We start from the raw sequence: 23,890 nt of genomic DNA on the forward strand, positions 1-23,890 counted from the left end.
TTGTTCAGAGCGAACAAGTCAGAAGCGTTAGTTGCAGACTAGTCCCATCAACGCGCATTTGCCCAGCGAAAGTTGTTTCAGCCATACAGCCAATCAATCAGTCGCGACTAAGCCAGGCCATGATGCGCCGGGTCAGCCAGGCGGGTGTCAGCTGGCCGGACCAGTACAGCAGCTTGAATTGTCGGCTGATAGGCCGGTGTACCGCACGGCTGCGAGTTTGCGCCAAAACGGCCTGAGCCACGGTTTCAGCCTCAAGATTGACGCCCAGACGGCGCAATACCGGGGCCTGGAAGCGTTGGTTGTTAAGCATCGGCGTGCTGACAAACGGCGGCATCAGGTCGCCGACGCGGATACCATGCTTGGCCCACTCGAGGTCCAGCGCCTCGGTCAGCCCGCGCACGGCGAACTTGGAGGCCGAATAGCTGGCCAGATGCGGCACGCCATATAGCCCGGAGGCCGAGCCCATATTGATCACCTGGGCGTCGGGCGTGGCTTTCAGATAAGGAAAGGCCGCGTGGGTCATATTTAGCAGCCCCTGCACGTTGATCTGCAGAATGCGCGCATGCTCGCTCAATTCGATGTCCTCGAAGTGCCCGCACCGCAGAATCCCCGCGCTGTTGAACAGCAGGCGCAACTGACCGCCATGCAGGGCGCAGAAGTCCGCCAGGGCGACCTTGACTGCCGCCGGGTCGGCCACATCCAGCTCGGCATGCCAGACGTTACCCAACTCACCGGCCAACTGAGTCAGCGCCTGGTGGTTGATATCCAGCAGCCCAACCTGCCAGCCGTGTTGATGAAACAACCTCGCGGTGGCGGCGCCGATCCCTGACGCGGCGCCGGTAATCAGAATATTGTTCACTCAGCAGCCCCGCTCGCGCAGAAAGCTCACCACTTCGGCAAGGGCAAAATCAGCGGCCTTGAGCATGCCCGCGTGGGCCTGGAACACGTGCCACAGGTTCGGATAACGCTGCAGGCGTACATCCACACCCGCCGCCTGGGCCTTGTCGGCAAAGCGCAGGCTGTCGTTACGCAAAATCTCGTCTTCACCGACCTGAATCAATACAGGGGCCAGGCCATGCAGATCGGCAAACTGCGGCGACAAGCCAGGGTCGTCGTGGGCCAAACCCGCCGGGCAATACAGCGCCAGCGCCTGCTCCACCCATTTGCGGTGGATGAGCGGGTCACCGGCTGGCGGCTCGTGCAGCTGCGTACCGGTAAAGTCAGTGACCGGAGAGAAGCACACCAACGCTGCCGGTTGCGGCAGATCCAGATCACGCAAACGCAAACTGGTAATCAACGCCAAGTTGCCACCAGCCGAGTCGCCGCCAATCACGATCTGCTCGGGCGTATAACCCAGCGTCAGCAGCTCCTGAAACGCGGCCAACGCATCCTCGCGAGCCGCCGGATATTGATGCTCAGGTGCCAGGCGGTAATCCAGCGCGCACACATCCATCTGTCCGCGTTTGGCCAGGGTCGAGCAGATCGTGCGGTGGGTATTCGCTCCGCCGATCAGGTATGCACCGCCATGCAGGTACAGCAGTACCGTGCCGCGACCACTCTGTGGTTTATGCCACTCACAGGATCGCCCGCCCAAGGTGCCGGCGCTACGGGTGATACCGCGCGGCGCCGGGCTGGCGGCTGTCAGCAGGCGCAGCACCGCGCGCTGTCCGGCAATCGGCATGGGTGGGCGTACCAGACCACGGAACAGCAGGCGCAGGCTGGTACGCAAAACGCTGCGCAGAAGTGCCTGATCGGCCGCCGGCGCGGTGAATTCAACGGGTGCATTCATAGTCATCAAGCTCCGGTGCGCGGGTCTGCTGGCGGTAAGTGAAGGTATAGCCCGGCCAGTTATTGGTGCTTTTGCCGGAGGCGGTTTTGTACCAGCTTGAGCAGCCCTGCTCCCATATCGTTCGATGTGAGCTGGCTTGAATTTGCTGGTTGTAGCGCTGCTGTACTGCGGCTTTTACGTCGACATAACGGGCGCCTTGCTGGCGCAGCAAATCGATGCAGCCGAGCACGTAACGGAACTGACTTTCGAGCATATAAATGATCGAGTTATGCCCCAGGTTGGTATTCGGCCCGTAAAGAATAAACAGGTTGGGAAAACCGCTGACGCTGATGCCCTTGTACGCCTCGGCGCCGTCGCGCCAGGCCTGGTTCAACTCCTGCCCGCCGAGGCCGCGAATCTGCATCGGCGCGAGAAAATCCGTGGCGGCAAAGCCGGTGCCGTAGATCAGTACATCGCACGGGTGCTCGCGGCCATCGGCGGTGATGATGGCGCGCTCGCCGACGCGGCTGATCGCCTCGCTGATCACCGCCACATTGGGCTGCGCCAGGGCCGGGAAATAGTCATTGCTGATCAGGATGCGCTTGCAGCCCATGGGGTAATTCGGCTGCAGCTGAGTGCGCAGCTGCGGATCACTGATGTGCTGATTAAGGTGCCGTTCGAAGCTGAAGCGAAACAGCTTCATCAGCCACGGCATGCTGATAAACGCCAGGCCGCGCACCTCGTGTTGCAGGTACTTGAGGCCGCGGTCGATGCGTTGCAGCCAGGGCAGCCGGCGCATTACCGCTAGTTCCCACGGCCGATAGGCGCGGTCCGGCTTGGCCAGCACATAGGCCGGCGAGCGCTGAAACAGCTGCAGCTGCTCGACCTTGGGCTGGATTTGCGGAACAAACTGGATCGCCGAGGCGCCGGTGCCGATCACCGCCACGCGCTTGCCGTTGAGGTCCAGGTCATGCCGCCAGCGCGCCGAGTGAAAGGCCTCCCCGGCGAACTGCTCAATTCCCGGCAACGCTGGATAGGCCGGCTGATTGAGCTGGCCGCAGGCGCTGATCAGCACCTCGGCGCAGAGTTCTTCGCCAGTGCTCAGGGTTACCCGCCACAGCGCTGCGGCCGCATCGAAAGCGGCAGACGCCACTTCGGCATTGCAGCGAATACGCGGCCGCAACTGGTACTTGGCCACGCAATGCAGCATGTAGCCGTGGATTTCCGCCTGGGGCGCGAACTTGCGGCTCCAGTCGGTTTTCGGCTCGAAGGAAAACGAATACAGGTGCGACGGCACATCGCAGGCCGCCCCCGGATAGCTGTTGTCACGCCAGGTGCCGCCGACTTCTGCGGCCTTTTCCAGGATCAGAAAATCTTCGATCCCGGCTTTCTGTAACTGGATGGCCATGCCCAGGCCGCCAAAGCCGCTGCCGATAATCAGCACGCGCAACGGGGCCTGGTTCTGGGAAGTGTTGTGCATTGTTATATCCCCAACCGCAAACAGTGCGGATACCAAGATGCTACTTGCACGGCACGTGAGAGGTTATGGCATAGTCGGCCAATCGGTTGTGACTTTCGGACAAATCAGCGGATAACTGCATGTCGGCTCTTCCCTACAGCCTGCCACGACGCAGCATCACCAGTGTGCAACTGCTGACCCAGCTGGGCCTCGACCATGGTTTGAGTGTCGAACACTGCCTGCGCGACACCGGACTCAGCCCCCTGCAACTGGCCGAGCTGCACAGTGAAATCGAAGGTGCGCAGGAGCTGCAGCTGATCCGCAACCTGATCGAGGCCCTGCCTAGCCGGGATGACCTCGGCCTGCAAGCCGGTTTGCGCTATCAACTGACCACCTATGGCATCTGGGGTTACGCCCTGCTCAGCAGTCAGAGCTTCCGCCAGGCTGCCGACCTCGGCCTGCGCTACCTGGACCTGACCTTTGCCTTTAACCGCATCAGCTTGCGTGAAGACGCCGACCAGGCGCATCTGCAGCTGGACGGCAGCCATTTGCCGGATCAGGTGCGCGACTTTCTCCTGCTGCGCGACACCGTGGCAGTGATGGTGATTCAGCGCGAACTGACCGGCAACCGCATGCCCCTGGATCGCGTACAACTGAGCATGCCGGCGCCAGCTGATACTGCACGCTTTATCGAGCAATTCGGCCTGCTGCCGGAGTTTGCCTGCGCAGAGAACCGCATCAGCTTTTCCCGTCACCTGCTTGATCTGCCACTGCCCCGCGCCAATCCGCACAGCGCTCAGCTCTGCGAGCAGCAATGCCAGGCCCTGCTGGCTAAACGTCAGGTGCGCAGCGGCCTGGCCGGACAGATTCGTGATCGCCTGCTGAGCACACCGGGACGGCTGGCGGACATGGAAGTCATCGCCTGCGAACTGAACATCAGCAGCCGTACCCTGCGTCGCCGTCTGGAAGAGCAAGGCAGCAGCTTTCGCCAGTTGCAGGAAGAAGTGCGTCAGGCCCTGGCCGAGGAACTGCTGTCCATCGCCAGCCTAAGCCAGGAGGAGATTGCCGAACGCCTGGGCTACAGCGAGGTGTCGAATTTCCTGCATGCCTTCAAACGCTGGAAAGGCCTCACGCCTGGGCAGTACCGCCAAGGATTGGTGTGAAAGAGCGACTGACAAGTCGTCGGCGCAGATGGCACTTTGCTATTTCATCCGCCAAATTGGCACTTTCCACCCTCAAGCTGGCGACCATTTGCGCCGATACTGCTGAACAACCTACTGACTGGAGTTTTCATGCGACAGGGTTTTCTTGGGCAGTTCCTGCCACATGATTTGACCGACCAGGCCAGCATCCTGTTGGCCCGTACCCTCGCCTTCAGTGCCCTGTGCAGCGTGGTCATTGGCCTGTACAGCTGTATCAAGTGGGGCCGCCTTGGCAACGACGCATTGATGTATGGCTCGTTGCTGCTGGTGCTCGGCATGCCACTGATGTTGCTGGTACTGCGCAGTGCCGTGCTGCCGCTGGCGGTCGCCGCGAACATGGCCCTGGCCTGCATGGCCAGCTACTCGATGCTGCTGATCTATCAACTGGGCGGCCTGCATTCGGCGCATATCTACTGGCCGGCGGTGATTATCGTATTCGCTTACCTGCTGGCCGGCGCCCGCAGCGCCATGGTCTGGAGCCTGGTTCAGGTGCTGTTCGTGTTCTGGCTGATCCGCCTGGAACGCAGTGGCGCCAGCCTGCCGGTGTTCGAACTGAGCCCACGGGATGCTGCCGTCAACACCTACTCGGGTTACATCCTGCCCGTACTGACCGTCTGGTTGGCGCAGTGGTACAGCGCGCAACTGCGTAATCAGGCCCTGGCCGATGCCGAACAGGCTCTCAATGAATCCCGCGAGTTCGGTCAGCGCGCCGCGCGTAATCAGGATCAACTCGGTGGCATCGTCGATGACGTGCGCAGCACCGCTAGCGACTTGCTACAGATGGCCGGCAAGCTGCAACAGACCCTCGGTGGTATCCGCCAGCGCTGCCAGAGCATCGATACAGATGTGCAACAGCAGGCCGATGCCATGCACCAGCTGGATCTGGCCCTGCATGAAGTGCTCGACAGCCTCGCCGCTAGCACCGGCCATATGCAGCAACTCAGCCAGGACACCCAGCACAGCAGCAGCCAGGTGAATGTCTGCGCACAGCGTATGGAAGATGCCCAAGCCAGCATGCAGGCCATTCAGCAGAGCAACCAGCGCATCGCCGAATCCATGCAGATGATCAGCGCCATCGCCCAGCAAACCAATCTACTGGCGCTTAACGCCGCCATCGAAGCGGCGCGGGCTGGCGAGCATGGCCGCGGCTTTGCGGTGGTGGCCGATGAAGTACGTAACCTCTCACAGCGCAGCAATGAAACCGCCGACACCGTACAGAACGTACTGGGCCAGTCGCAGCAGATCATCGACACCGGGGCGATGCAGGTCAGTGAAGTAGGCAGCGCGCTGAGCAGCAACGCCGGGCTGACTGACAACCTCTCCAGCTCGATCTTGCAACACAGCCAGGCGCTTACCCAGGCGCACCAGCAACTGCTGCACGTGCGCGACAACAGCGCCGCGCAACGCGATGCCAGCCAGCGCCAGCGTGCCGCCAGCGCCGAACTGCTGGATGCTCAGGAGTCGCTGGTGCACCTGGGCCAACAGCTGGAGCAGCTGTCGCATCAGTTGCATCAGCGCGTGGCCAGCGCCTAGCTAGCACGCACCCTCTCCCAAGCCTGGGAGAGGGTAAACGCCAGTTTGAAAGTCAGTTCTGCGCTGACAGCCAGCCGAACGGCGGTTATTGTTCGGCCATGAACCAATCACCCCACACTCTGCTTCTGAGCTATCAACGGCCCTGGCAGTGGCAACAATTCCACGCGCACTTTGCCCTCCGTGCCCTGGCTGGGGTGGAAAGCTTGCAAGCGCACAGTTACGCGCGCAGCGTGCACCTGGATGGCCAACGTGGTTGGTTCCGCGTGCAACCCCTGGCTGATCAGCACGCGCTGCAGCTGCACTACAGCGAATCGCTGCAGACCTGTCTGGCGACGCTTACTGCGCGGGTGCGCAAAATGTTTGATCTGGACTGCCAGCCGCAGCAGATCAGCGCGCACTTTACCAACGATACGCAGCTCGGCCCGCTGGTTGCGCGAAATCCCGGCTTACGCCTGCCGACTGCTTTCGAGCCGTTCGAGCAGGCCGTTCGCGCCATTGTGGGTCAGCAGGTTACGGTCAAGGCGGCAGTGACCATCACCGGCCGCCTGGTTACGCGTCTGGGTGAATCACTGCAGTTTGCCGATGCGACCGATATTCAACGGCTGTTCCCCACAGCCGCAGCCATTGCTGACGCCAATCTGGACGGCATTGGCATGCCCGGCAAACGCGTGCAGACCTTGCAGCACTTCGCTGGGCAGGTGGCCAGCGGGGCACTGCGTCTGGATTTGCAAAACGGCTACACAGCCTTTGTCGAGCAGCTGTGTGCCCTACCCGGCATCGGCCCGTGGACGGCGGAATACATTGCCCTGCGCGCCTTTGGCGAGGTCGATGCATTTCCCGCCAGCGACCTGGGCCTGCTCAAGGCGCCGGTGTGGGGGCCAGAAGGCATCGACGCCAAACAGCTCAAGGCCCGCGCCGAAGCCTGGCGACCTTGGCGCGCCTATGCCGCCGCGCACCTGTGGCACAACTACTCAGAGGGATGACGCCGGATGTTCTACCGCTACCACGACAGCCCGATTGGCCGCCTGCTGTTGGCCGCTGACGAAACCGGCCTGCAAAAGCTGCTGATGGATATCGATGACAAGCCCTGGCATATCGGCGAACACTGGCGCAGCTCCGCCGATGAGCTGGATGAAGTGTGCCGACAGCTGGATGAGTATTTCACCGGGCGTCGGCAGCGTTTCGAAGTACGCCTGGCGCCGAAAGGTACGGCGTTTCAGCAAGCCGTTTGGCAAGCGCTGCAGACCATCCCATTTGGCCAAACCAGCTGCTACAGCGCCCTCGCCGCCGAGATCGCGCGGCCCAAGGCGGTGCGCGCCGTCGGCGCAGCCAATGGCGCAAACCCGATTGCCATCATCATTCCCTGCCATCGTGTAATCGGTCGTGACGGCAGCCTCACCGGTTATGCCGGCGGTCTGCCGCGCAAGGCGCTTTTGCTTAAGCTCGAAGGGGCGCAGCTGCCGGAACAGCGCTTGCTGAGTATTTAGCCTAGGGTTGAACCCGCGCCAGCACGCGCGCCGGAGCCTCTAGCGGCAACGCCAGAATCAGACCCTCGCCAGATGCCGGGTAGATGCCAGTTAGCGCAGTGATATTGACCTGATGGGAGACCAGCACCAACGGCGCACCACGCGGTTGTGAATTGATCTGCTCGATCAGCGCGGCAGTTTGCTCACGGGCGGTGTTGGGTGTTTGAAAGAATGAATCCAAGGCAGGCAGCGCTTCGACTGCGCCCAAGCCCATTTCGCGGGCTGTGTCCTGAGCGCGGCACCAGCGGCTGCTGAGCAGAAGCGGCTCGATCCACTGACTACGCAACAACTGTCCCCAGCGCTGCGCCTGCTCACGGCCAACTTGATTGAGGTTGCGCTGGGTGCGGCAATCATTCAGCTGGAAATTCGCCGGATCACCCGTACCGGGCGCTGTGGCATGGCGCAATAGCAGTACGGCGCGACCTTCACGAAGCGCAGTCCAGGCGTGCTTATCGCTGGCCTGAACCGCGCCACTCAACAGGCAAAGCGCCAACCACCACACGCCGGCCCGCCGCATGACTAGAACTTGACCGTACCGCGAGGCCCCAACAGCGCCCAGATGATCAGACCGATCACCGGCAACAGTACGATTAGCAAGATCCACAACACCTTGATACCCGTTTCGGCGTTGCTTTTGATGACGCTGAGAATCGCCCAGATATCCAGCGCCAGAATGACCAGACCCAGTAAACCGTTGAACATTGAACCCATATGGTGTCGCTCCTATGCGAAGGGATCGCTTAAGTAGGATAGACGCTGGCCTGAAGAGTTCAGCCGCTTTACCTATCAGCAGTCATCCAGCCCCGCAAAGGCGGCGGCAAACTCACCCGCGACAGGCACAAAATCAGGCACCTTCGCGCTGTCAAACAGACGCAGCACGGCAAACCGTGGATGCTCGCCGCCATCGAACCAATGCGCCGTAGTGGCGGGCAACAGCAGCAGATCACCCTTCTCGCACAACAGGCTGTAGACGTACTCGCCGAGATGCAGCGCCAGCAGGCCACGCCCGGCCAGGTAGTAATGTAGGTGGGCCGGCTGACAAGATTGTTCTGCGCGCAGGCGGCGAGCCAGCTCACTGCCCTCACCACGCTCATCACACAGGCTCAGCACCTCGGCAGTGGCGTAGCCATGCGCGGTCATCAGCTGGTCGACCTGTACGCGGCTGGCCGCCAGCAGTTCGTCACTGGCTGTACCAGCCGTGACCGCCTGCTGAACCGGCACCTGACTGAATTGCACGCCAACAGCCGCCAGAGTGCTGGCGATGTCCTCGGCGTGAGTCAGCAGCTTGTTCGGGTACTCGGGCGAAGACTGGTGGTAGACGGTCAGGCTGCTCATGCTCAAGGCTCTCGTACAGTCGGTTTCAAGTCAGCGGTTCAATTCAACAGCTAAAGGTTCAGGGCCGCTCATCGCGCATATAGCGCGCGGTAATCACCGCAGCCGCCAGGGCAATCAGGCTGGCGATGGCAAAGGTCCAGGCCGCACCGAGGCCGTGCCAGCTATAGCCCGAATACAACGCGCCGAGTGCGCCGCCCACGCCCGCCAGCGCGGCATACAAGGCTTGGCCTTGCCCCTGTTGGCGATCGGCAAAGCTACGCTGAACAAAATGCATGGCCGCCGCATGGAAACTGCCAAAAGTCGCCGCATGCATCAGCTGAGCGAACAGCAGTACCGGCAAGTGCCCAGCCAGATTACCCAGCAACAGCCAGCGCACGGCAGTAATCAGAAAGCTCGCCAGCAGCACGGTACGCAGGGAATAGCGCGCCAGCAACCGGGCCATGACCATAAACAGCACGATTTCGGCCAATACGCCCAGCGCCCACAACTGGCCGATCACCCCGCGCGAATAGCCGAGTGCTTCCAGGTGCAAACTGAGAAAGGTGTAGTACGGGCCATTGCTCAACTGCATCAGCCCGGCGCTGAGGTAGAAGGCGAGAATCCCCGGCCGCCGTAGTTGCTGGAGAAAGCCGCCCTGCTCCAGGGTGTTGGGGCGCAACTGCGGCTGTGCATTAGGCACCCACCAACTGCTCAAGACGATACCGCTCATGATCAGAATCAGCGCCCAGGGATAGGCATCCAGGCTGAGCAACTCGAACAGCTTGCCGAGGCCCACCACTGCGACGATAAAGCCGATGCTGCCCCACAGACGGATCTGGCTGTAGCGCGCGGCCTGCTCCTTGAGATGGGCAAAGGTGATGACTTCGAACTGCGGCAGCACCGCGTGCCAGAAGAACGCATGCAGCGCCATGATCAACGCCAGCCAGGCGTAACTCTGGCTGACAAAGATGCCGGCAAAACACAGCAGCGTGCAGATCGCGCCAAAGCGCACAATGGCCAAGCGCTGGCCCGTGTGATCGCCCAGCCAACCCCAGATATTCGGCGCAATGCAGCGCATCAGCATGGGAATGGCGATCAGCTCACCGATCCGCGCAGCGGAAAACCCCAGGTGATCGAAATACAGCGCGAGAAAGGGCGCGGTGGCGCCGAGCAGCGAGAAATAGAAGAAATAGAAACCGGACAGACGCCAGTACGGCAAAACCGGGCTCATGCTGAGCACAAACCCGGCAGCGTGCTGCGGAGCGCACGTGGCCGCGCAGCAGCGCTGATCACAGCTGTGGCAGCACCGGCGTGCTGACCCGCACATCGGCATTCTGCGCGCGATGGCGCAGCAGGTGGTCCATCAGCACGATGGCCATCATCGCCTCAGCGATTGGTGTAGCGCGGATGCCCACGCAAGGGTCGTGACGGCCCTTGGTGATGATATCCACCGGGTTGCCGTGAACATCGATCGAGCGCCCCGGCGTGGTGATGCTCGAGGTCGGTTTGAGCGCCAGGTGCGCAACAATCGGCTGGCCGCTGGAGAGCCCACCGAGAATGCCACCGGCATTGTTCGAGAGGAAACCTTCAGGGGTCATCTCGTCACGGTGCTCAGTGCCACGCTGCGCCACGCTGGCGAACCCCGCGCCGATTTCCACACCCTTGACCGCGTTGATGCTCATCAGCGCATGGGCCAGTTCGGCGTCCAGGCGGTCGAAAATCGGCTCGCCCAGGCCGGGCATCACGCCCTCGGCAACCACGGTGATCTTCGCCCCAACCGAATCCTGATCACGGCGCAGCTGGTCCATATAGGCTTCCAGCTCCGGCACCTTGTCCGGATCGGGGCTGAAGAAAGCGTTCTGTTCGACGCTGTCCCAGGTCTTGAACGGGATTTCAATCGGGCCGAGCTGGCTCATGTAGCCGCGAATGACGATGCCCTGAGTCGCCAGGTATTTCTTGGCGATGGCACCGGCGGCCACACGCATGGCGGTCTCGCGCGCCGAACTGCGGCCACCACCGCGGTAGTCACGTACGCCGTACTTGTGGTGATAGGTGTAATCGGCGTGGGCCGGGCGGAAGGAGTCCTTGATCGCCGAATAGTCTTTGGACTTCTGGTCGGTATTGCGGATCAGCAGGCCAATCGAGCAACCGGTGGTCTTGCCCTCGAACACCCCGGCAAGTATTTCCACCTCATCGGCTTCCTGGCGCTGGGTGGTATGACGGCTGGTGCCCGGTTTGCGCCGATCAAGATCGCGCTGCAGGTCTTCCAGGCTAATCTCCACCCCCGGCGGACAGCCATCGACAATGGCGACCAACGCTGGGCCATGGCTTTCGCCGGCGGTGGTGACAGTGAACAGCTTGCCGTAGGTATTGCCGGACATGTGCAAAACGCTCCGCGAAAATCAGCTCCGAGGCTACGCCAGCCGGCGCAAAGCCTCATTTGGATAAAGGCGGCGAGTATACCCGTGGCGTCCGCACAGATCATCCTCGAACCTTCAGGGCAGATAAACGTCCAACATGCTCACCCCCGGCAGTTCCTTTCCATGACCCGAGCTCTTCTGTTGCCCCTTCTTTTCTGCAGCGCCCTGCTAAATGCCGCGCCCAACGCCGCCCACACCACCACCGCACACAGCAGCGTGCAGCAACCCATGCGCCTGCAGACCGGCCAAGGCACGCTGCACGGCACGCTGCTCAAGCCCAGCAGCACCAAGCCGGTGGCCGTGGCGTTGCTGATTGCCGGCTCAGGCCCTACCGACCGTGACGGCAATAACCCCGAAGGCGGCCAGAGCGACAGCCTCAAGCGCCTGGCGCAAAGTCTGGCCAAACAGGGCATCGCCAGCCTTCGCTACGACAAACGCGGTGTAGCCGCCAGCCGCGCCGCCACCCCGGATGAACGCGACCTCAGTGTCGAGGGGTATGTCAGCGATGCCGTGGGCTGGGCACAGCTGCTCAGGACTGATCCAGCGTTTGACCGGCTGATTCTGATCGGCCACAGCGAAGGTGCGCTGATTGCCAGCTTGGCGGCCGAACAGGCCCAGGCCGATGCCCTGGTGGCGATTGCCGGCAGCTCGCGGCCGATTGATCAGTTATTGCGTGAGCAACTCGCCGCTCGCTTGCCCCCACATTTCATGGCGCAGAGCAATCACCTGCTTGACCGCCTATTGGCCGGGCAACTCACCCCGCAAGTGCCCAAAGACTTGCAGGTGCTGTTTCGTCCCAGTGTGCAGCCTTATTTGATTTCGCTGCTGCGGCAGAACCCCGGTCAGGCCTTTGCTCGCCTGCAGATTCCGGCGCTGATCGTACAAGGCAGCCACGACATTCAGGTCAGTGTCGCCGATGCCCATGCCTTGCAGGCGGCCAAGCCTGATGCCGAGTTGCTGATCATTCCCGGGATGAACCATCTGCTGCGCATCAGCGCGCTGGATTTACCGGCGCAACTGGCCAGCTATGACAATCCTCGGCTACCGTTGGCACAGGGGCTGGGCGAGCAGATCGCCCAGTTCATCCAGCGCAGCGGCAAAAAGCCAGCCTCCAGTTAGCCGAGCGGCGGCCGATAAGCGCATCAGACGACACCTGAAGATGTCGCGCACAGGATCGCCGTGTATGACTGACAACCCAGAACCACAGAACGATACCGACGCCGCTTCGCAGGATGTCGTCGAGCAAGCCCACCCGTGGGCCGATCTTGCGCCCGAGCACTTTCGCCTCTTGCGCCTGACCGCCTTGCCCACCGACCGCCACACTGGCGCACGCCCCTTGCGCTTTATCCAGTTCGGCCGCGTCGAGCGGCTGGGCAAGCAACACAGTTTGCTGCGTTTAAGCTTGCAGCTCCCCGGTCAGCGGGTGCGTAAGGAGCAGAATATTCTCGAAGTCTGGGCCGATCACGAACAACGCCTGCTCAGTTTCGGCCCCGACAGCGCACTGCAGGTGCAGCCGGAAAACCGAGGTTTAGGGCGCTTTATGCTGGCCCAGGGGATTAGCTGGGCGCGTCAGCACTTCGCCCACTATCAAGTGGCCAACACCATACTGCCCAGCAAGGACGCCTTCAGTGAAGAAGCCCGTGCGCGTCGCGACCACTGCCTGCAGGCCCAGGGCTTTGTCGTCGAGTACCTTGACCCACTGAATATCAAGGCGCATTGCGTCGCACCACGGGTCAGCTCACTGCATGGCGACTGGCATACGGAAAAAGTGCAGATCGTCGAGTTGCTGGACGCCGCCAGCATGCTGCAGCAGGCTGACCAGAGCCTGCGCGAGCAGGAAGTGAAAGTACGCAAACTGGAAGAGCGCATTGAGGTTTTCAAACGCGAAGACAACGGTCTGCGCTTCACCATTACCTGCCTGGTGGCCTTCTGCGTGTTTCAGGCGGGGTTGCTGATCTGGATTGCCACGCGCTAACGGATGGCGCGGGCCTGGCGATACTGCCCTGGCGCCACGCCATAGGCCTGTTTGAACTGCCGACTCAGATGGCTCTGGTCGGCAAACCCCAGCTGCATCGCCACACTCAGCGGCGCACAGCCATTCCTTAATAACGCCCGAGCCTGTTCCAGGCGGCGCTGCATCAGCCAGCTATGCGGCGGCAGGCCGGTGGCGCGGCGGAATACGCGTGCGAAATGAAATGGCGACAAGCCCACCACCTGCGCCAGTTCCTCCAATGAAGGAGGCGACGCCAGCTGGCTGCTGAGTAATTCTTTGGCGCGGCTGACCGCATGCGGCTCATGGCCTGGTGCCAGGACCTCAGGCAGATGCGCATGGCGCTGAAACAGCAGCAGAATCGCCTCACGCCAGGCAGTTTGCAGCTGCAGCGCCGACGCCTGGCTGTCCAGTAATTGATGCAAGGTGACGAACTGGTGATGCAGCTGTGGATCATGCAGCACGCTGAGCGCGAATGACGGCATGCCCTTTTGACCCCATTCCAGCTCCGCGAGCACGCCGCATACCTGCGTATTGTCCGGGTAAAAACCGCGGTAATGCCAACCCAGATCATGAGCTTTGGAGCCGGTATGCAGCTCGTCCGGGTTGATCAGCACCATGCTGCCGGCCGGCGCCAGATGATCGCTGCCGCGATGACGAAAGCGCTGCGCACCATGTTCAATAACGGTGAAGACAAACCCTTCATGCACATGCGGGGAAAAGCGCTGCTCAACATAATGCGCCTGCAACAGCTCTACCCCGCCCAACTCGCGTGATTGCCAGAACCGTGTCTGCTCGCTGTGTGCCTGCGCCATGAGTCAACCGCTGAAACGCGCCTCCAGCTGCTGCTTGATCGCCGGCCAGTCGTGATCCGTGATGCTGTACAACACGCTGTCGTCCAAACGCCCGTCGGCCAGGCGGCGATGGTTACGCAGCAGACCTTCGCGCTGCGCGCCGAGCTTTTCGATGGCACGTTGCGCGCGTAGGTTACTCGCAGCGGTTTTAAGCTGTACGCGCACCAGCCCCCAGTGCTCAAAAGCGTGCTTGAGCATCAGGTACTTGATGGTGGTATTGAGGCCCGTGCCGTGCTGGCTGCGATCCAGCCAGGTCCAGCCAATCTCCGCGGCGGGCAAGCTGTTCATGAAGTCGCCGAAACGGGTAGTGCCCACCAGCTGGTCGCCCAGGCGAATCACAAAGGGCAAGGCCCGCCCTTCGCGCTGATCAAGCAACCCTAGGCGGTACCAGTCCAATCGCAGGCTGCCACTCATGTAGATCAATTCTTGGCGATTGGCTTCGGCCAGGCTGATCAAAGCCGGGATATCGGCATCGACCATTGGCTCGATGCGCAAACCACCACGTTGCAGGGTAATCAGTTGCGGCTTGAACATAGGGTCCCTCCTCGGACAGAGTCGCAGGCGCGACACGCTAACAGGGCCAACACGTGTGCACAATCCACAACAGCAACAGGTTCTACGCCAGTGCGACCTTGGTCGTGCCTGACGCATCGCGACTTTGCTGCGAGACTGACACCCATCATCTGCCGTGGACGCTGATGCGGTAGGCTCTGGGCAGCCGCTGCGCTGCCAGGTAAGACCCCGGCAGCCCCCTATAGTTTGTTTTCGGAGTTTGCATGACCCTGTCTAGCGGGCTGATCGCCGCGGTTGCGCTGATTTACATGGCCCTTCTGTTCGCCATCGCCTTCTACGGCGACCGCCGCGCCACCCCCATGCATCCGAAGGTTCGCGCCTGGGTGTACAGCCTGTCGCTGGCGGTGTACTGCACCAGCTGGACGTTTTTCGGCGCGGTAGGCCAGGCCGCTGAGCAGCTGTGGTCATTCCTGCCGATTTATCTAGGACCAATCATCGTTCTAGTCTTCACCCCCTGGGTGCTGCAGAAGATGGTGATGATCAGCAAACAGGAAAACATCACCTCGATTGCTGACTTTATCGCCGCGCGTTACGGCAAATCCCAGACGCTGGCTGTAGTAGTGGCGCTGGTTTGCCTGGTGGGCGTATTGCCCTATATCGCCTTGCAGCTCAAAGGCATCGTGCTCGGTGTCAACCTGCTCAGCGGCGCTGGCGCCGGCGCCAATGGCACCGGCGCTCAGGACACCGCGTTAATCGTCTCACTGGTGCTGGCACTGTTCACAATATTGTTCGGCACACGCAACCTGGATGTCACCGAACACCACCGCGGCATGGTCCTGGCAATTGCCTTCGAGTCACTGGTCAAGCTGCTTGCCTTCCTCGCCGTCGGCACGTTTGTGACTTACGGCTTGTACAACGGTTTTGGCGACTTGTTCAGCCAGGCTAAAGCCAGCACTGAACTGGCGGGCTTCTGGGCAGAAACCGTGAACTGGCCGGCGATGATGACCCAGACGGGGCTGGCGATGATCGCCATCATCGCCCTGCCGCGTCAGTTTCATGTGGCCGTGGTGGAAAACATCGAGCCCAAGGACCTGCGCCTGGCGCGCTGGGTGTTCCCCGCCTACCTGATACTCGCCGCGCTGTTTGTGGTGCCTATTGCCTTGGCCGGGCAGATGCTGCTGCCGGCCGGTATCACTCCGGACTCCTTCGTGATCAGCCTGCCGCTGGCCGAAGCCCATCCGGCGCTGGCCATGTTGGCCTTTATCGGCGGCGCATCGGCGGCCACCGGCATGGTAATTGTCGCGTCAGTGGCGCTGTCGACGATGATTTCCAACGACATGCTGCTGCCTTGGCTGCTGCGCCGGCAGAACACCGAACGGCCCTTTGAAGCCTTCCGTTACTGGATGCTCACCGCGCGACGGGTAAGCATCGTGGTAATTCTGCTGTTGGCCTATGTGTGCTACCGCCTGCTCGGTTCCAACGCCAGCCTGGCAACCATCGGCCAGGTCTCCTTCGCCGCCATCGGCCAGCTGGCCCCAGCGATGTTCGGCGCATTGGTGTGGAAGCAGGCCAACCGCCAGGGCGTATTCGCCGGGCTGTTCGTGGGCGCGCTGATCTGGTTCTACACCCTGGTCATGCCGCTGGTATCCCGCAGCCTGGGCTGGCCGGTGGATGCCTTACCGGGCATACACACCCTGCTGTACGGGCCGATTGGTTTTCAGGTCGACCCGCTGACCCGTGGGGTGGTGCTGTCCCTGGCCGGCAACTTCCTGCTGTTTGCCTGGGTTTCCTACTTCTCGCGCACCCGGGTGGCCGAGCACTGGCAGGCCGGGCGCTTTATCGGCCATGACCTGGGCAACAAACCGAGTAACCGCAGCATGCTCGCGGTGCAGGTCGGCGACCTGTTGCTGCTGGCCAACCGTTTTGTCGGTGAAGACCGCGCACGGCAAAGCTTTATGCGTTTCGCCTACCGCCAGGGCAAAGGCTTCGACCCCAACCAGACCGCCAACAGTGAATGGATCGCCCACACCGAACGGCTTCTGGCCGGTGTGCTCGGTGCCTCATCGACCCGCGCGGTGGTCAAGGCGGCCATCGAAGGCCGCGAGATGCAGGTCGAGGATGTGGTGCGCATCGTCGACGAAGCCTCGGAAGTGCTGCAGTTCAACCGCGCACTGCTGCAAGGCGCCATCGAGAACATCACCCAGGGCATCAGCGTGGTCGACCAATCGCTGCGCCTGGTGGCCTGGAACCACCGTTATATAGAGCTGTTCAATTACCCCGAGGGCCAGGTGTATGTTGGCCGCCCGGTGGCTGAACTGATCCGCTTCAACGCCGAACGCGGCCTGCTCGGCGGCGGAGATATCGAGGAGCACGTCAGCAAACGCCTGTACTGGATGCGCCAGGGCACGGCGCACACTTCAGAGCGACTGTTCCCCAACGGCCGAGTGATCGAGCTGATCGGCAACCCGATGCCAGGCGGCGGTTTTGTCATGAGTTTCACTGATATCACCGAGTTCCGTGAAGCCGAGCGCGCACTGAAAGACGCCAACGAAGGCCTGGAACAACGCGTCAGCGAGCGCACCCAGGAGCTGTCACAACTGAACCAAGCGCTGACCGAAGCCAAGGGCGTAGCCGAAGCCGCCAACCAGTCGAAAACCCGCTTTCTTGCCGCCGTCAGCCATGACCTGATGCAGCCATTGAATGCTGCGCGGTTGTTCTCCGCTGCCCTGTCCCATCAGGACGACGCCCTGCCCGCCGATGCCCGTGAACTGGTGCGCCACTTGGACAGCTCGCTGCGCTCGGCCGAGGACCTAATCAGCGACCTGCTGGACATCTCGCGCCTGGAAAACGGCCGCATCACTCCGGACCGTCATGCCTTTATGCTGAACAATTTGTTCGACACCTTGGGTGCGGAGTTCAGGGTGCTGGCTGCCGAACACGGCGTGGACTTCCGCCTGCGCGGCAGCCGCCTGCGGGTCGACAGCGATATCAAACTGCTGCGGCGCATCCTGCAGAACTTCCTGACCAACGCCTTCCGCTACGCCAAGGGCCGTGTACTGCTCGGCGTACGCCGTCAGGGGCAGCAACTGCGCCTGGAAGTCTGGGATCGCGGACCGGGAATACCGGAAGACAAACGCAAGGTGATTTTCGAGGAATTCAAACGCCTGGACAGCCACCAGACCCGTGCTGAAAAAGGCCTGGGCCTGGGCCTGGCGATTGCTGACGGGCTGTGCCGAGTGCTCGGTCATCAGCTGGAAGTACGCTCTTGGCCAGGCAAAGGCAGCGTATTCAGCGTCACCATTCCCCTGGCCTTGCACGCCGAACCGCCGGTGCTACTCAGCCAACCCGACCACAATGGACAAGCACTGGCCGGCATCCAGGTGCTATGTATCGACAACGAGGACAGCATCCTCGCCGGCATGCACAGCCTGCTATCACGTTGGGGGTGCCAGGTATGGACGGCACGCAATCGCTTGGAGTGCGAGCACCTGCTGAGTGAAAACGTGCGGCCGCAGCTGGCACTGGTGGACTACCACCTGGATGACGGCGAAACCGGCACCGAGCTGATGGCCTGGCTGCGCACGCGCTTGGGCGAGCCGCTACCGGGTGTGGTGATCAGCGCCGACGGCCGCCCCGAGTTGATAGCTCAGGTGCATGCCGCCGGCCTGGATTACCTGCCCAAGCCAGTCAAACCGGCCGCTTTGCGCGCCCTGCTCAGCCGCCATCTAGCGCTGCGCTGAGAACCGGCTCTTAACCTTGCAGGCGCTGGCGGAACAGCGCCTGATGCTCACGGCATTGCGCAGCTGCTAGCAGGAATACGCCGTGACCGCCACGCTCGAATTCCAGCCAGGTGAAATCGACTTCCGGGTACAGCGCCTCGACATGTACCTGGCTATTGCCGACTTCGATAATCAGCACGCCCTTTTCGGTCAGATGATCCGCCGCCTCGGCGAGCATGCGCCGCACCAGGTCTAGGCCATCGTCGCCGCAGGCCAGGCCCAGCTCAGGCTCGTGCTGGTATTCGGCCGGCATATCGGCGAAATCCTCAGCATCCACATAGGGCGGATTGGAGACGATCAAGTCAAAACGCTGCCCCGGCAGTCCGGCAAAACCATCGCCTTGCACGGTGTACACACGTTCCTCAAGGCTGTGGCGCTCGATGTTCTGATTGGCCACTTCCAGCGCCTCAAACGATAGATCACCCAGCACCACTTCGGCCTCGGGAAACTCGTAGGCACAGGCAATGCCAATGCAGCCCGAGCCGGTGCACAAATCGAGAATCCGCGCTGGCTCCGTCGCCAGCCAGGGCTCGAAGTGCTGCTCGATCAACTCGCCAATCGGTGAGCGTGGAATCAGCACACGCTCATCAACAATGAACGGCATGCCGCAGAACCAGGCCTCACCCAGAAGATATGCGGTCGGTACGCGCTCATCGATACGCCGTGCGAGCAAAGCATACAGGTGCGCATGTTCGGCGTCTTCCAGGCGGCAATCGAGGTAGCTGTCGGCGATTTCGTAAGGCAGGTGCAGGGCACCGAGCACCAGCTGACGGGCTTCATCCCACGCATTGTCGGTGCCGTGGCCGAAGAACAGCTCCTCGCCATGAAACCGACTGACTGCCCAGCGAATGTAGTCGCGCACGGTACGCAGGCGGGTTGGGTAGGCAGGTGTAGCGTCAGTCACGGCAGCTCTCCACAAAAAAAGTGCGCCATTCTAGCAGCCTGGCGAGCCCACCCGCGCCGGGTGTGCGTTCGTTAAGCCGCGCGACGCATTGCTGACTATATAGGCCGCCACAGTCACAAAGTAGGCCTGCACAAGCCTCATGCGCATCAGTATAATTTTGTTACCAATTCCAAACCCTTCCCCTCCCTTCTCAAGACATTCCTAAAAATGGTCATAGATCCGTTCTCGATCACGGGCTTGCTCGTGCTGGCGATATTTTTGATTGGCATGACGCTAATCGTTTTTGAAGCACAACTGGAGATGGATAAGTTCAAGCCGGCGATGTTCATGATGTCCGGCCTGGTCGTTATCGGTGCCCACTACGCGCTTTACGACCCCAATGGTTTTCAGTTCTTTCTGCATGCGCAGAGCGAGATCAAGGAAGAACTGTTCGGCCTGATCGCCTTTATGGCGTTTATGTGGATGGTGGTCGAGCTGCTCAACGAGAGGAACGTCTTCACTGCCCTCAATGGCTACCTGATGCGTAAGGGCCTCGGTGCGCGCGGTATGTTCTGGGCCACAGGCGCGCTGTCGGCGCTGCTCTCACCGTTTCTCAATAACATCACCACGGCGATGATCTTTGGCAAGACGGTAAAAAACATCTCAACCAATCAGCGCTATACCCATATCTCGCTATGCAACATCGTGGTCGCCTCCAACTCCGGAGTGTGGTTCCTTGGCACCTCGACCAGCCTGATGGTGGTGCTGGCCGGCAAGATCAGCATCGCAGGCCTGCTGTTGCTGATCCCCTCCGCCTTGATCGGCTGGTTGCTGTTTGCCGCGACCCTGCATTTCTTTTACCTGCGCAAACTCACTGGCCAGGACTTGATTCAAGTGGCCGACCAGGCCGAATCCGCACTCAAACCCGGCGGCGCGGGCCTGGCGATAGTCGGTTTCTTCGCCGTGTTTGGCGCGGTGCTGTGCAATATCGTGCTGAAAGTCAGCATCGAGTTTGCCATCGGCATCGGCCTGGGCATCGTCGCCCTGTATGCCTGGCTGCTGATGCGCCGCGGTATTGAGCTGCCCTGGCAGGATCAACTGCAAAAGGTCGAGTGGAACGCCCTGCTGTTCTTTATCGGCATCATCACTTCGGTGGCCTGCCTTAACCACGTCGGCTGGCTGTCGTATATCTCGCGGCTGTTCGAAGTGCTGCACCCCACCGCAGTCAACGTGGTGCTTGGGGTGGCGTCTGGGGTGATGGATAACGTGCCCGTGGAAGCGGCTGCGCTGATGTCCAACCCACAGCTGGGGCTCAATCAGTGGGCGCTGAATGCGCTGATGGTGGGGATTGGCGGCTCGCTGACGGTGGTCGGTTCCGCTGCGGGAGTCATGGCGATGTCACTGGACAAGACTTACAGCTTTGCTGTGCACCTGAAGTTTCTGCCGGCCATTCTGGTCAACTTCTTCGGCTCGCTGGGTATCTGGTACCTGCAGTTCGAACTGTTTGGCCTCTATTAAAACGAAAGCGCCAGGGCATGCCCTGGCGTTTGTCGATGAATGCGGCGTTGGCGCACACCACCATTAGTCTCGTTTAAGGTGCAATTCGCGCAGCACAGCGATGGAAATCGCCACGGCAAACAACAGCCAGAAATGTTCGGAAAACAGTGCAATCAGGCTCATATTGCAGCTCCTTTGCTTGAAATAGCCGTTCCTCGGCAGCCCCTCGATTCTGCTCGCCGTATAGGCAGCACGCAAGATCATCGACCACAAAGGTTCACAGCAGTGCAGCACAGGCGGACAATAGACCCACTGTCCATGCCAGCCTGGAGTTCCTGCCATGTCCGCCCCTAAAACCATGTTCGCCCTCACTGGCCGCGGCCATGCCCCCGCCAGCCTGAGCAATGCGACCTTGCTGATCATTGATGCGCAAGAGGAATACCGCAGCGGCGTGTTGCAACTCCCGGGGCTGGATGCCGCGTTGGAAGAAATCGCCAAACTGCTCGCAGCCGCTCGCGCACAAGGCAGTGCCATTGTTCACGTCAAACACCTGGGTATTCCTGACGGCCTGCTCGACCCACGCGGCCCACGTGGCCATCACCTGCCGGAAGCTGCTCCGCTGCCGGGGGAGCTGGTCATTGAGAAACGCATGCCCAACGCATTCAACGGCACCGACTTGCACGAGCGCCTACAGGCCTTGGGGCATCTGGACCTGATCGTCTGCGGCTTTATGACTCATTCGAGCATCAGCACCACCGTGCGCGCCACCAAGGACTATGGTTACCGCTGCACCGTAGTCGATGCTGCCTGCGCCACCCGTGACCTGCCAACCCCAGACGGCCACGTCATCAGCGCGGCCGACATGCACCGTGCCGAGATGATCGCCCTGGGCGACAATTTCGCGGCCGTGGTGCCGCGCGCCAGTGCGCTGATCTGATTCACCGCCAGCGCGCAGCAGTTCGCAACTTGCACAGCGCCTGAACGGCGAAGTTGAACCCCGCCAGCCCGGGCCGGTCATACCGCCGATAGCCACCGAGGAACTTGGCATGAGGAAATCGGAATGAAACACGCCGATGGTTTTGATGCACGCCGCCTGCGCCCACGCAATGCCAGCAACTGGCGCCTGCGCCTGGGCGCTGGCCTAGCAGCGTTGTTTGCCACATTCGGCATACTGCTGAGCATGGCGGGCATCGCCACCCTGCTCGGCCAGCCTGCTGCGCTCGGCCCCCTGAACGAATCGCCAGCCGCCGCCAGCGTATTTGTCGTGATCGGGCTGTTGTTGCTGACCTTCGGCGTGCTGCTCTGGCGCCGCTGCCGACGCCGCCTGCGCCGTCCCAGCGACCTGAGCATGGCCCCACATCTGATGAAAAAGCGCGACTGAGTGCCGGGCAGCTTGGTTACACTAACGGCCTTCGCGGATATCTAGGGTCTGTTACCGTTTTGTCGCGAGCCGCGTTGCCGCGTAAAATCTCGCCAGGCTAGGCGGAGGACGCAGGTAATGGTCGCTCCCTTGCCAAGACCTCCAACACCGCATGGCGAGATTTTTCGCGCAACCCGAAGGGCCGGGCCTGTTTTAGCGCGATACTGCGTTTCTCGACACTCATTTGGAACACCAAACTTCGCGTCTCGTGCCTTGCCTCGCGCTAAAACAGGCTCCGGCGCAGCCACGACAAAACGGTAACAGACCCTAAATGCAAGACGACGATTTTTCCCTATTCAAAGCCGAGTTGCGCGGCGTCAAACCGATCAAGCATGACCGCGCCGACACCGGCAAACCAAAACCTAACCGCGCCCAGTTGGCCACCCTGCGCCAGGCGGCTACGGCGCGCGTGGATTCAATCAAGGTCGACGGCCTGTCCGACCAGTTCGTGATCGATGTCGGCGCCGAAGACCCGCTGTACTGGGCCGGCAACGGCGTGCAGGACGGCCAGATGCGCAAGCTCAAACTGGGCCAGATAAGCTTCGAAGGCAGCCTTGACCTGCACGGCATGAGCGTGGAAAAAGCCCGCGACACCCTGTGGGAATTTATCGCCGAGGCCAACAAACTGGAGGTGCGCTGCGTGCGCATTACCCACGGCAAGGCGGTGCGCATGGACGGCCGCAAGCCGATGATCAAAAGCCACGTCAACACCTGGCTGCGCCAACACCCACAGGTGCTCGGTTTCACCTCCTGCCTGGCCAAACATGGCGGCACCGGCGCGGTGTATGTGATGCTCAAGCGCACCATGATGGATGGCCGCGACGAATAAGCCCCTGCGGCTGGCGGGTTGCGCACTTGCCAGCCCGACCCTCGCGGCCTAACCTGCGCCCTTCAGAAAGACCTACGAGATTGTCCATGTCCCTGGAACAGCAATACACCGAGATCCTTGGCCAACTTGGCGAAGACGTATCCCGCGAAGGCCTGCTCGACACGCCCAAGCGCGCCGCCAAAGCCATGCAGTACCTGTGCAAGGGCTATCAGCAAACCCTCGAAGAAGTCACCAACGGCGCGCTGTTCAGCTCCGACAACAGCGAAATGGTGCTGGTAAAGAACATCGAGCTGTACTCGCTGTGTGAACACCACCTGCTGCCTTTTATCGGCAAGGCCCATGTCGCCTATATCCCCAACGGCAAGGTGCTCGGCCTGTCGAAAGTCGCCCGCATCGTCGACATGTACGCACGCCGCCTGCAGATCCAGGAAAACCTCAGCCGGCAAATCGCCGAAGCCATCCAGCAGGTCACCGGCGCCCTCGGCGTTGCAGTGGTGATCGAAGCGCAGCACATGTGCATGATGATGCGTGGCGTGGAGAAGCAGAATTCCTCCATGGTCACCTCGGTGATGCTCGGCGAGTTCCGTGAAAACGCCGCCACACGCAGTGAGTTCCTCAGCCTGATCAATAACTGATCAAGCTCTGAGTCAGAAGAAACCGGCCCCACGCCGGTTTTTTTCTGCCTGCACATCCTCAAAGCAAGCGGCGAGATTCCGCCAAAAGTCGCAATAAATCCGCCCGAGCATGGCGAGATCACGCCACCTAGAGCCGTCGAGCAACCCAGTGCAACTGCGGCAGCGCGCCGCAGTCCAACGCTTTGCAGTGGCGGGCATGCTTCTTGCGATTAGCCCAGGCAACGCCAGTCGCCGCGCCTTGGGCCGCTGCCGTTATGCACACGACGCC

23 protein-coding genes are annotated in these 23,890 nt (G+C 61.4%); 12 read left to right on the forward strand and 11 right to left on the reverse strand.

Annotated features, from left to right (window positions below):
- Positions 1-97 precede the first annotated feature (97 nt).
- The 3 genes from HCI85_RS00360 to HCI85_RS00370 are packed head-to-tail and all read right to left on the reverse strand — an operon-like array spanning position 98 to position 3,248.
- The gene (locus tag HCI85_RS00360; RefSeq protein WP_167140974.1) at positions 98-859 is read right to left on the reverse strand and encodes an SDR family oxidoreductase; all 762 of its coding nucleotides are present in this window, start codon (positions 857-859) and stop codon (positions 98-100) included.
- Entirely contained in the window at positions 860-1,789 is a 930-nt protein-coding gene (locus HCI85_RS00365) for an alpha/beta hydrolase (RefSeq protein WP_167140976.1), read from the reverse strand.
- Complete coding sequence (locus tag HCI85_RS00370; RefSeq protein WP_167140978.1) at positions 1,773-3,248, reverse strand: flavin-containing monooxygenase; 1,476 nt, start codon at positions 3,246-3,248, stop codon at positions 1,773-1,775. Before HCI85_RS00370 ends, HCI85_RS00365 begins: the two co-directional genes overlap by 17 nt.
- Before the next feature lie 119 nt (positions 3,249-3,367).
- On the opposite strand from HCI85_RS00370, the gene HCI85_RS00375 reads away from it, so the two are divergent.
- The 4 genes from HCI85_RS00375 to HCI85_RS00390 all read left to right on the forward strand — a co-directional run bounded on the left by HCI85_RS00375 (position 3,368) and on the right by HCI85_RS00390 (position 7,449).
- On the forward strand, positions 3,368-4,390 hold the full coding sequence (locus tag HCI85_RS00375) for an AraC family transcriptional regulator (protein ID WP_167140980.1): 1,023 nt from the start codon (positions 3,368-3,370) through the stop codon (positions 4,388-4,390).
- A gap of 1,032 nt (positions 4,391-5,422) precedes the next feature.
- Positions 5,423-5,962: a methyl-accepting chemotaxis protein gene (locus HCI85_RS21185; protein ID WP_409079740.1), complete on the forward strand. Its 540-nt coding sequence runs from the start codon at positions 5,423-5,425 to the stop codon at positions 5,960-5,962.
- Between the two features lie 98 nt (positions 5,963-6,060).
- The gene (locus HCI85_RS00385; protein ID WP_167140984.1) at positions 6,061-6,945 is read left to right on the forward strand and encodes a DNA-3-methyladenine glycosylase family protein; all 885 of its coding nucleotides are present in this window, start codon (positions 6,061-6,063) and stop codon (positions 6,943-6,945) included.
- A gap of 6 nt (positions 6,946-6,951) precedes the next feature.
- The gene (locus HCI85_RS00390) at positions 6,952-7,449 is read left to right on the forward strand and encodes a methylated-DNA--[protein]-cysteine S-methyltransferase (RefSeq protein WP_167140986.1); all 498 of its coding nucleotides are present in this window, start codon (positions 6,952-6,954) and stop codon (positions 7,447-7,449) included.
- A 1-nt stretch (position 7,450) separates the two neighbouring features.
- On the opposite strand, the gene HCI85_RS00395 is transcribed toward HCI85_RS00390, so the two are convergent.
- The 5 genes from HCI85_RS00395 to aroC form a co-directional block, all read right to left on the reverse strand.
- Positions 7,451-8,005 (reverse strand): histidine phosphatase family protein, encoded by a 555-nt coding sequence (locus HCI85_RS00395; RefSeq protein ID WP_167140988.1) that lies wholly within the window; start codon positions 8,003-8,005, stop codon positions 7,451-7,453.
- A 2-nt stretch (positions 8,006-8,007) separates the two neighbouring features.
- A complete protein-coding gene (locus HCI85_RS00400) occupies positions 8,008-8,199 on the reverse strand; it encodes a PLDc N-terminal domain-containing protein (protein ID WP_090247827.1) in 192 nt (63 codons plus the stop codon).
- Positions 8,200-8,274: 75 nt separating this feature from the next.
- Complete coding sequence (locus HCI85_RS00405) at positions 8,275-8,823, reverse strand: acireductone dioxygenase (RefSeq protein ID WP_167140990.1); 549 nt, start codon at positions 8,821-8,823, stop codon at positions 8,275-8,277.
- Between the two features lie 58 nt (positions 8,824-8,881).
- Positions 8,882-10,033, reverse strand: coding sequence for an MFS transporter (locus HCI85_RS00410; protein ID WP_167140992.1), 1,152 nt, complete (start codon positions 10,031-10,033; stop codon positions 8,882-8,884).
- A 58-nt stretch (positions 10,034-10,091) separates the two neighbouring features.
- A complete protein-coding gene (aroC, locus tag HCI85_RS00415) occupies positions 10,092-11,183 on the reverse strand; it encodes a chorismate synthase (protein ID WP_160084818.1) in 1,092 nt (363 codons plus the stop codon).
- Between the two features lie 162 nt (positions 11,184-11,345).
- Here aroC and HCI85_RS00420 point away from each other — a divergent pair, with 162 nt between their 5' ends.
- Both HCI85_RS00420 and HCI85_RS00425 read left to right on the forward strand, forming a co-directional pair.
- The gene (locus tag HCI85_RS00420) at positions 11,346-12,341 is read left to right on the forward strand and encodes an alpha/beta hydrolase family protein (protein WP_167140994.1); all 996 of its coding nucleotides are present in this window, start codon (positions 11,346-11,348) and stop codon (positions 12,339-12,341) included.
- A gap of 64 nt (positions 12,342-12,405) precedes the next feature.
- Entirely contained in the window at positions 12,406-13,197 is a 792-nt protein-coding gene (locus HCI85_RS00425; RefSeq protein WP_167140996.1) for a hypothetical protein, read from the forward strand.
- Here the strand turns inward: HCI85_RS00425 and HCI85_RS00430 are convergent.
- A complete protein-coding gene (locus tag HCI85_RS00430; RefSeq protein ID WP_160084821.1) occupies positions 13,194-14,027 on the reverse strand; it encodes a helix-turn-helix transcriptional regulator in 834 nt (277 codons plus the stop codon). The genes HCI85_RS00425 and HCI85_RS00430 overlap by 4 nt on opposite strands.
- Before the next feature lie 3 nt (positions 14,028-14,030).
- The gene (locus HCI85_RS00435; protein ID WP_090247839.1) at positions 14,031-14,600 is read right to left on the reverse strand and encodes a GNAT family N-acetyltransferase; all 570 of its coding nucleotides are present in this window, start codon (positions 14,598-14,600) and stop codon (positions 14,031-14,033) included.
- Between the two features lie 242 nt (positions 14,601-14,842).
- Here HCI85_RS00435 and HCI85_RS00440 point away from each other — a divergent pair, with 242 nt between their 5' ends.
- Positions 14,843-18,319, forward strand: a complete 3,477-nt coding sequence (locus HCI85_RS00440; protein WP_167140999.1) for a hybrid sensor histidine kinase/response regulator — start codon at positions 14,843-14,845, stop codon at positions 18,317-18,319.
- Between the two features lie 10 nt (positions 18,320-18,329).
- Here the strand turns inward: HCI85_RS00440 and prmB are convergent, their stop codons facing one another.
- Positions 18,330-19,262: a 50S ribosomal protein L3 N(5)-glutamine methyltransferase gene (gene prmB, locus HCI85_RS00445; protein ID WP_167141009.1), complete on the reverse strand. Its 933-nt coding sequence runs from the start codon at positions 19,260-19,262 to the stop codon at positions 18,330-18,332.
- A gap of 267 nt (positions 19,263-19,529) precedes the next feature.
- Here prmB and nhaD point away from each other — a divergent pair, with 267 nt between their 5' ends.
- The 5 genes from nhaD (at position 19,530) to folE (ending at position 23,622) form a co-directional block, all read left to right on the forward strand.
- Positions 19,530-20,759, forward strand: coding sequence for a sodium:proton antiporter NhaD (nhaD, locus tag HCI85_RS00450; protein WP_176600612.1), 1,230 nt, complete (start codon positions 19,530-19,532; stop codon positions 20,757-20,759).
- Positions 20,760-21,078: 319 nt separating this feature from the next.
- Entirely contained in the window at positions 21,079-21,675 is a 597-nt protein-coding gene (locus HCI85_RS00455) for a cysteine hydrolase family protein (protein WP_090247845.1), read from the forward strand.
- A gap of 123 nt (positions 21,676-21,798) precedes the next feature.
- Positions 21,799-22,119, forward strand: coding sequence for an LPXTG cell wall anchor domain-containing protein (locus HCI85_RS00460; RefSeq protein ID WP_090247847.1), 321 nt, complete (start codon positions 21,799-21,801; stop codon positions 22,117-22,119).
- A 310-nt stretch (positions 22,120-22,429) separates the two neighbouring features.
- Positions 22,430-22,987, forward strand: coding sequence for a Smr/MutS family protein (locus tag HCI85_RS00465; RefSeq protein WP_160084825.1), 558 nt, complete (start codon positions 22,430-22,432; stop codon positions 22,985-22,987).
- 86 nt (positions 22,988-23,073) lie between these two features.
- The gene (folE, locus tag HCI85_RS00470; protein ID WP_090247849.1) at positions 23,074-23,622 is read left to right on the forward strand and encodes a GTP cyclohydrolase I FolE; all 549 of its coding nucleotides are present in this window, start codon (positions 23,074-23,076) and stop codon (positions 23,620-23,622) included.
- Positions 23,623-23,890: the final 268 nt, after the last annotated feature.

This window comes from Pseudomonas sp. OTU750018 (assembly GCF_011636575.1).
Taxonomy (GTDB): Bacteria; Pseudomonadota; Gammaproteobacteria; order Pseudomonadales; family Pseudomonadaceae; genus Aquipseudomonas; species Aquipseudomonas peli.

Coding starts and splice junctions, on each gene's coding strand:
- HCI85_RS00385 (WP_167140984.1), top strand. CDS start 6,061: ATGAACCAATCACCCCACACTCTGCTTCTGAGCTATCAACGGCCCTGG.
- HCI85_RS00410 (WP_167140992.1), bottom strand. CDS start 10,033: ATGAGCCCGGTTTTGCCGTACTGGCGTCTGTCCGGTTTCTATTTCTTC.
- HCI85_RS00405 (WP_167140990.1), bottom strand. CDS start 8,823: ATGAGCAGCCTGACCGTCTACCACCAGTCTTCGCCCGAGTACCCGAAC.
- HCI85_RS00440 (WP_167140999.1), top strand. CDS start 14,843: ATGACCCTGTCTAGCGGGCTGATCGCCGCGGTTGCGCTGATTTACATG.
- HCI85_RS00390 (WP_167140986.1), top strand. CDS start 6,952: ATGTTCTACCGCTACCACGACAGCCCGATTGGCCGCCTGCTGTTGGCC.
- aroC (WP_160084818.1), bottom strand. CDS start 11,183: ATGTCCGGCAATACCTACGGCAAGCTGTTCACTGTCACCACCGCCGGC.
- HCI85_RS00400 (WP_090247827.1), bottom strand. CDS start 8,199: ATGGGTTCAATGTTCAACGGTTTACTGGGTCTGGTCATTCTGGCGCTG.
- HCI85_RS21185 (WP_409079740.1), top strand. CDS start 5,423: ATGGAAGATGCCCAAGCCAGCATGCAGGCCATTCAGCAGAGCAACCAG.
- HCI85_RS00435 (WP_090247839.1), bottom strand. CDS start 14,600: ATGTTCAAGCCGCAACTGATTACCCTGCAACGTGGTGGTTTGCGCATC.
- HCI85_RS00420 (WP_167140994.1), top strand. CDS start 11,346: ATGACCCGAGCTCTTCTGTTGCCCCTTCTTTTCTGCAGCGCCCTGCTA.
- HCI85_RS00465 (WP_160084825.1), top strand. CDS start 22,430: ATGCAAGACGACGATTTTTCCCTATTCAAAGCCGAGTTGCGCGGCGTC.
- HCI85_RS00395 (WP_167140988.1), bottom strand. CDS start 8,005: ATGCGGCGGGCCGGCGTGTGGTGGTTGGCGCTTTGCCTGTTGAGTGGC.
- HCI85_RS00430 (WP_160084821.1), bottom strand. CDS start 14,027: ATGGCGCAGGCACACAGCGAGCAGACACGGTTCTGGCAATCACGCGAG.
- HCI85_RS00365 (WP_167140976.1), bottom strand. CDS start 1,789: ATGAATGCACCCGTTGAATTCACCGCGCCGGCGGCCGATCAGGCACTT.
- HCI85_RS00370 (WP_167140978.1), bottom strand. CDS start 3,248: ATGCACAACACTTCCCAGAACCAGGCCCCGTTGCGCGTGCTGATTATC.
- HCI85_RS00375 (WP_167140980.1), top strand. CDS start 3,368: ATGTCGGCTCTTCCCTACAGCCTGCCACGACGCAGCATCACCAGTGTG.
- HCI85_RS00425 (WP_167140996.1), top strand. CDS start 12,406: ATGACTGACAACCCAGAACCACAGAACGATACCGACGCCGCTTCGCAG.
- HCI85_RS00460 (WP_090247847.1), top strand. CDS start 21,799: ATGAAACACGCCGATGGTTTTGATGCACGCCGCCTGCGCCCACGCAAT.
- HCI85_RS00455 (WP_090247845.1), top strand. CDS start 21,079: ATGTCCGCCCCTAAAACCATGTTCGCCCTCACTGGCCGCGGCCATGCC.
- folE (WP_090247849.1), top strand. CDS start 23,074: ATGTCCCTGGAACAGCAATACACCGAGATCCTTGGCCAACTTGGCGAA.
- nhaD (WP_176600612.1), top strand. CDS start 19,530: ATGACGCTAATCGTTTTTGAAGCACAACTGGAGATGGATAAGTTCAAG.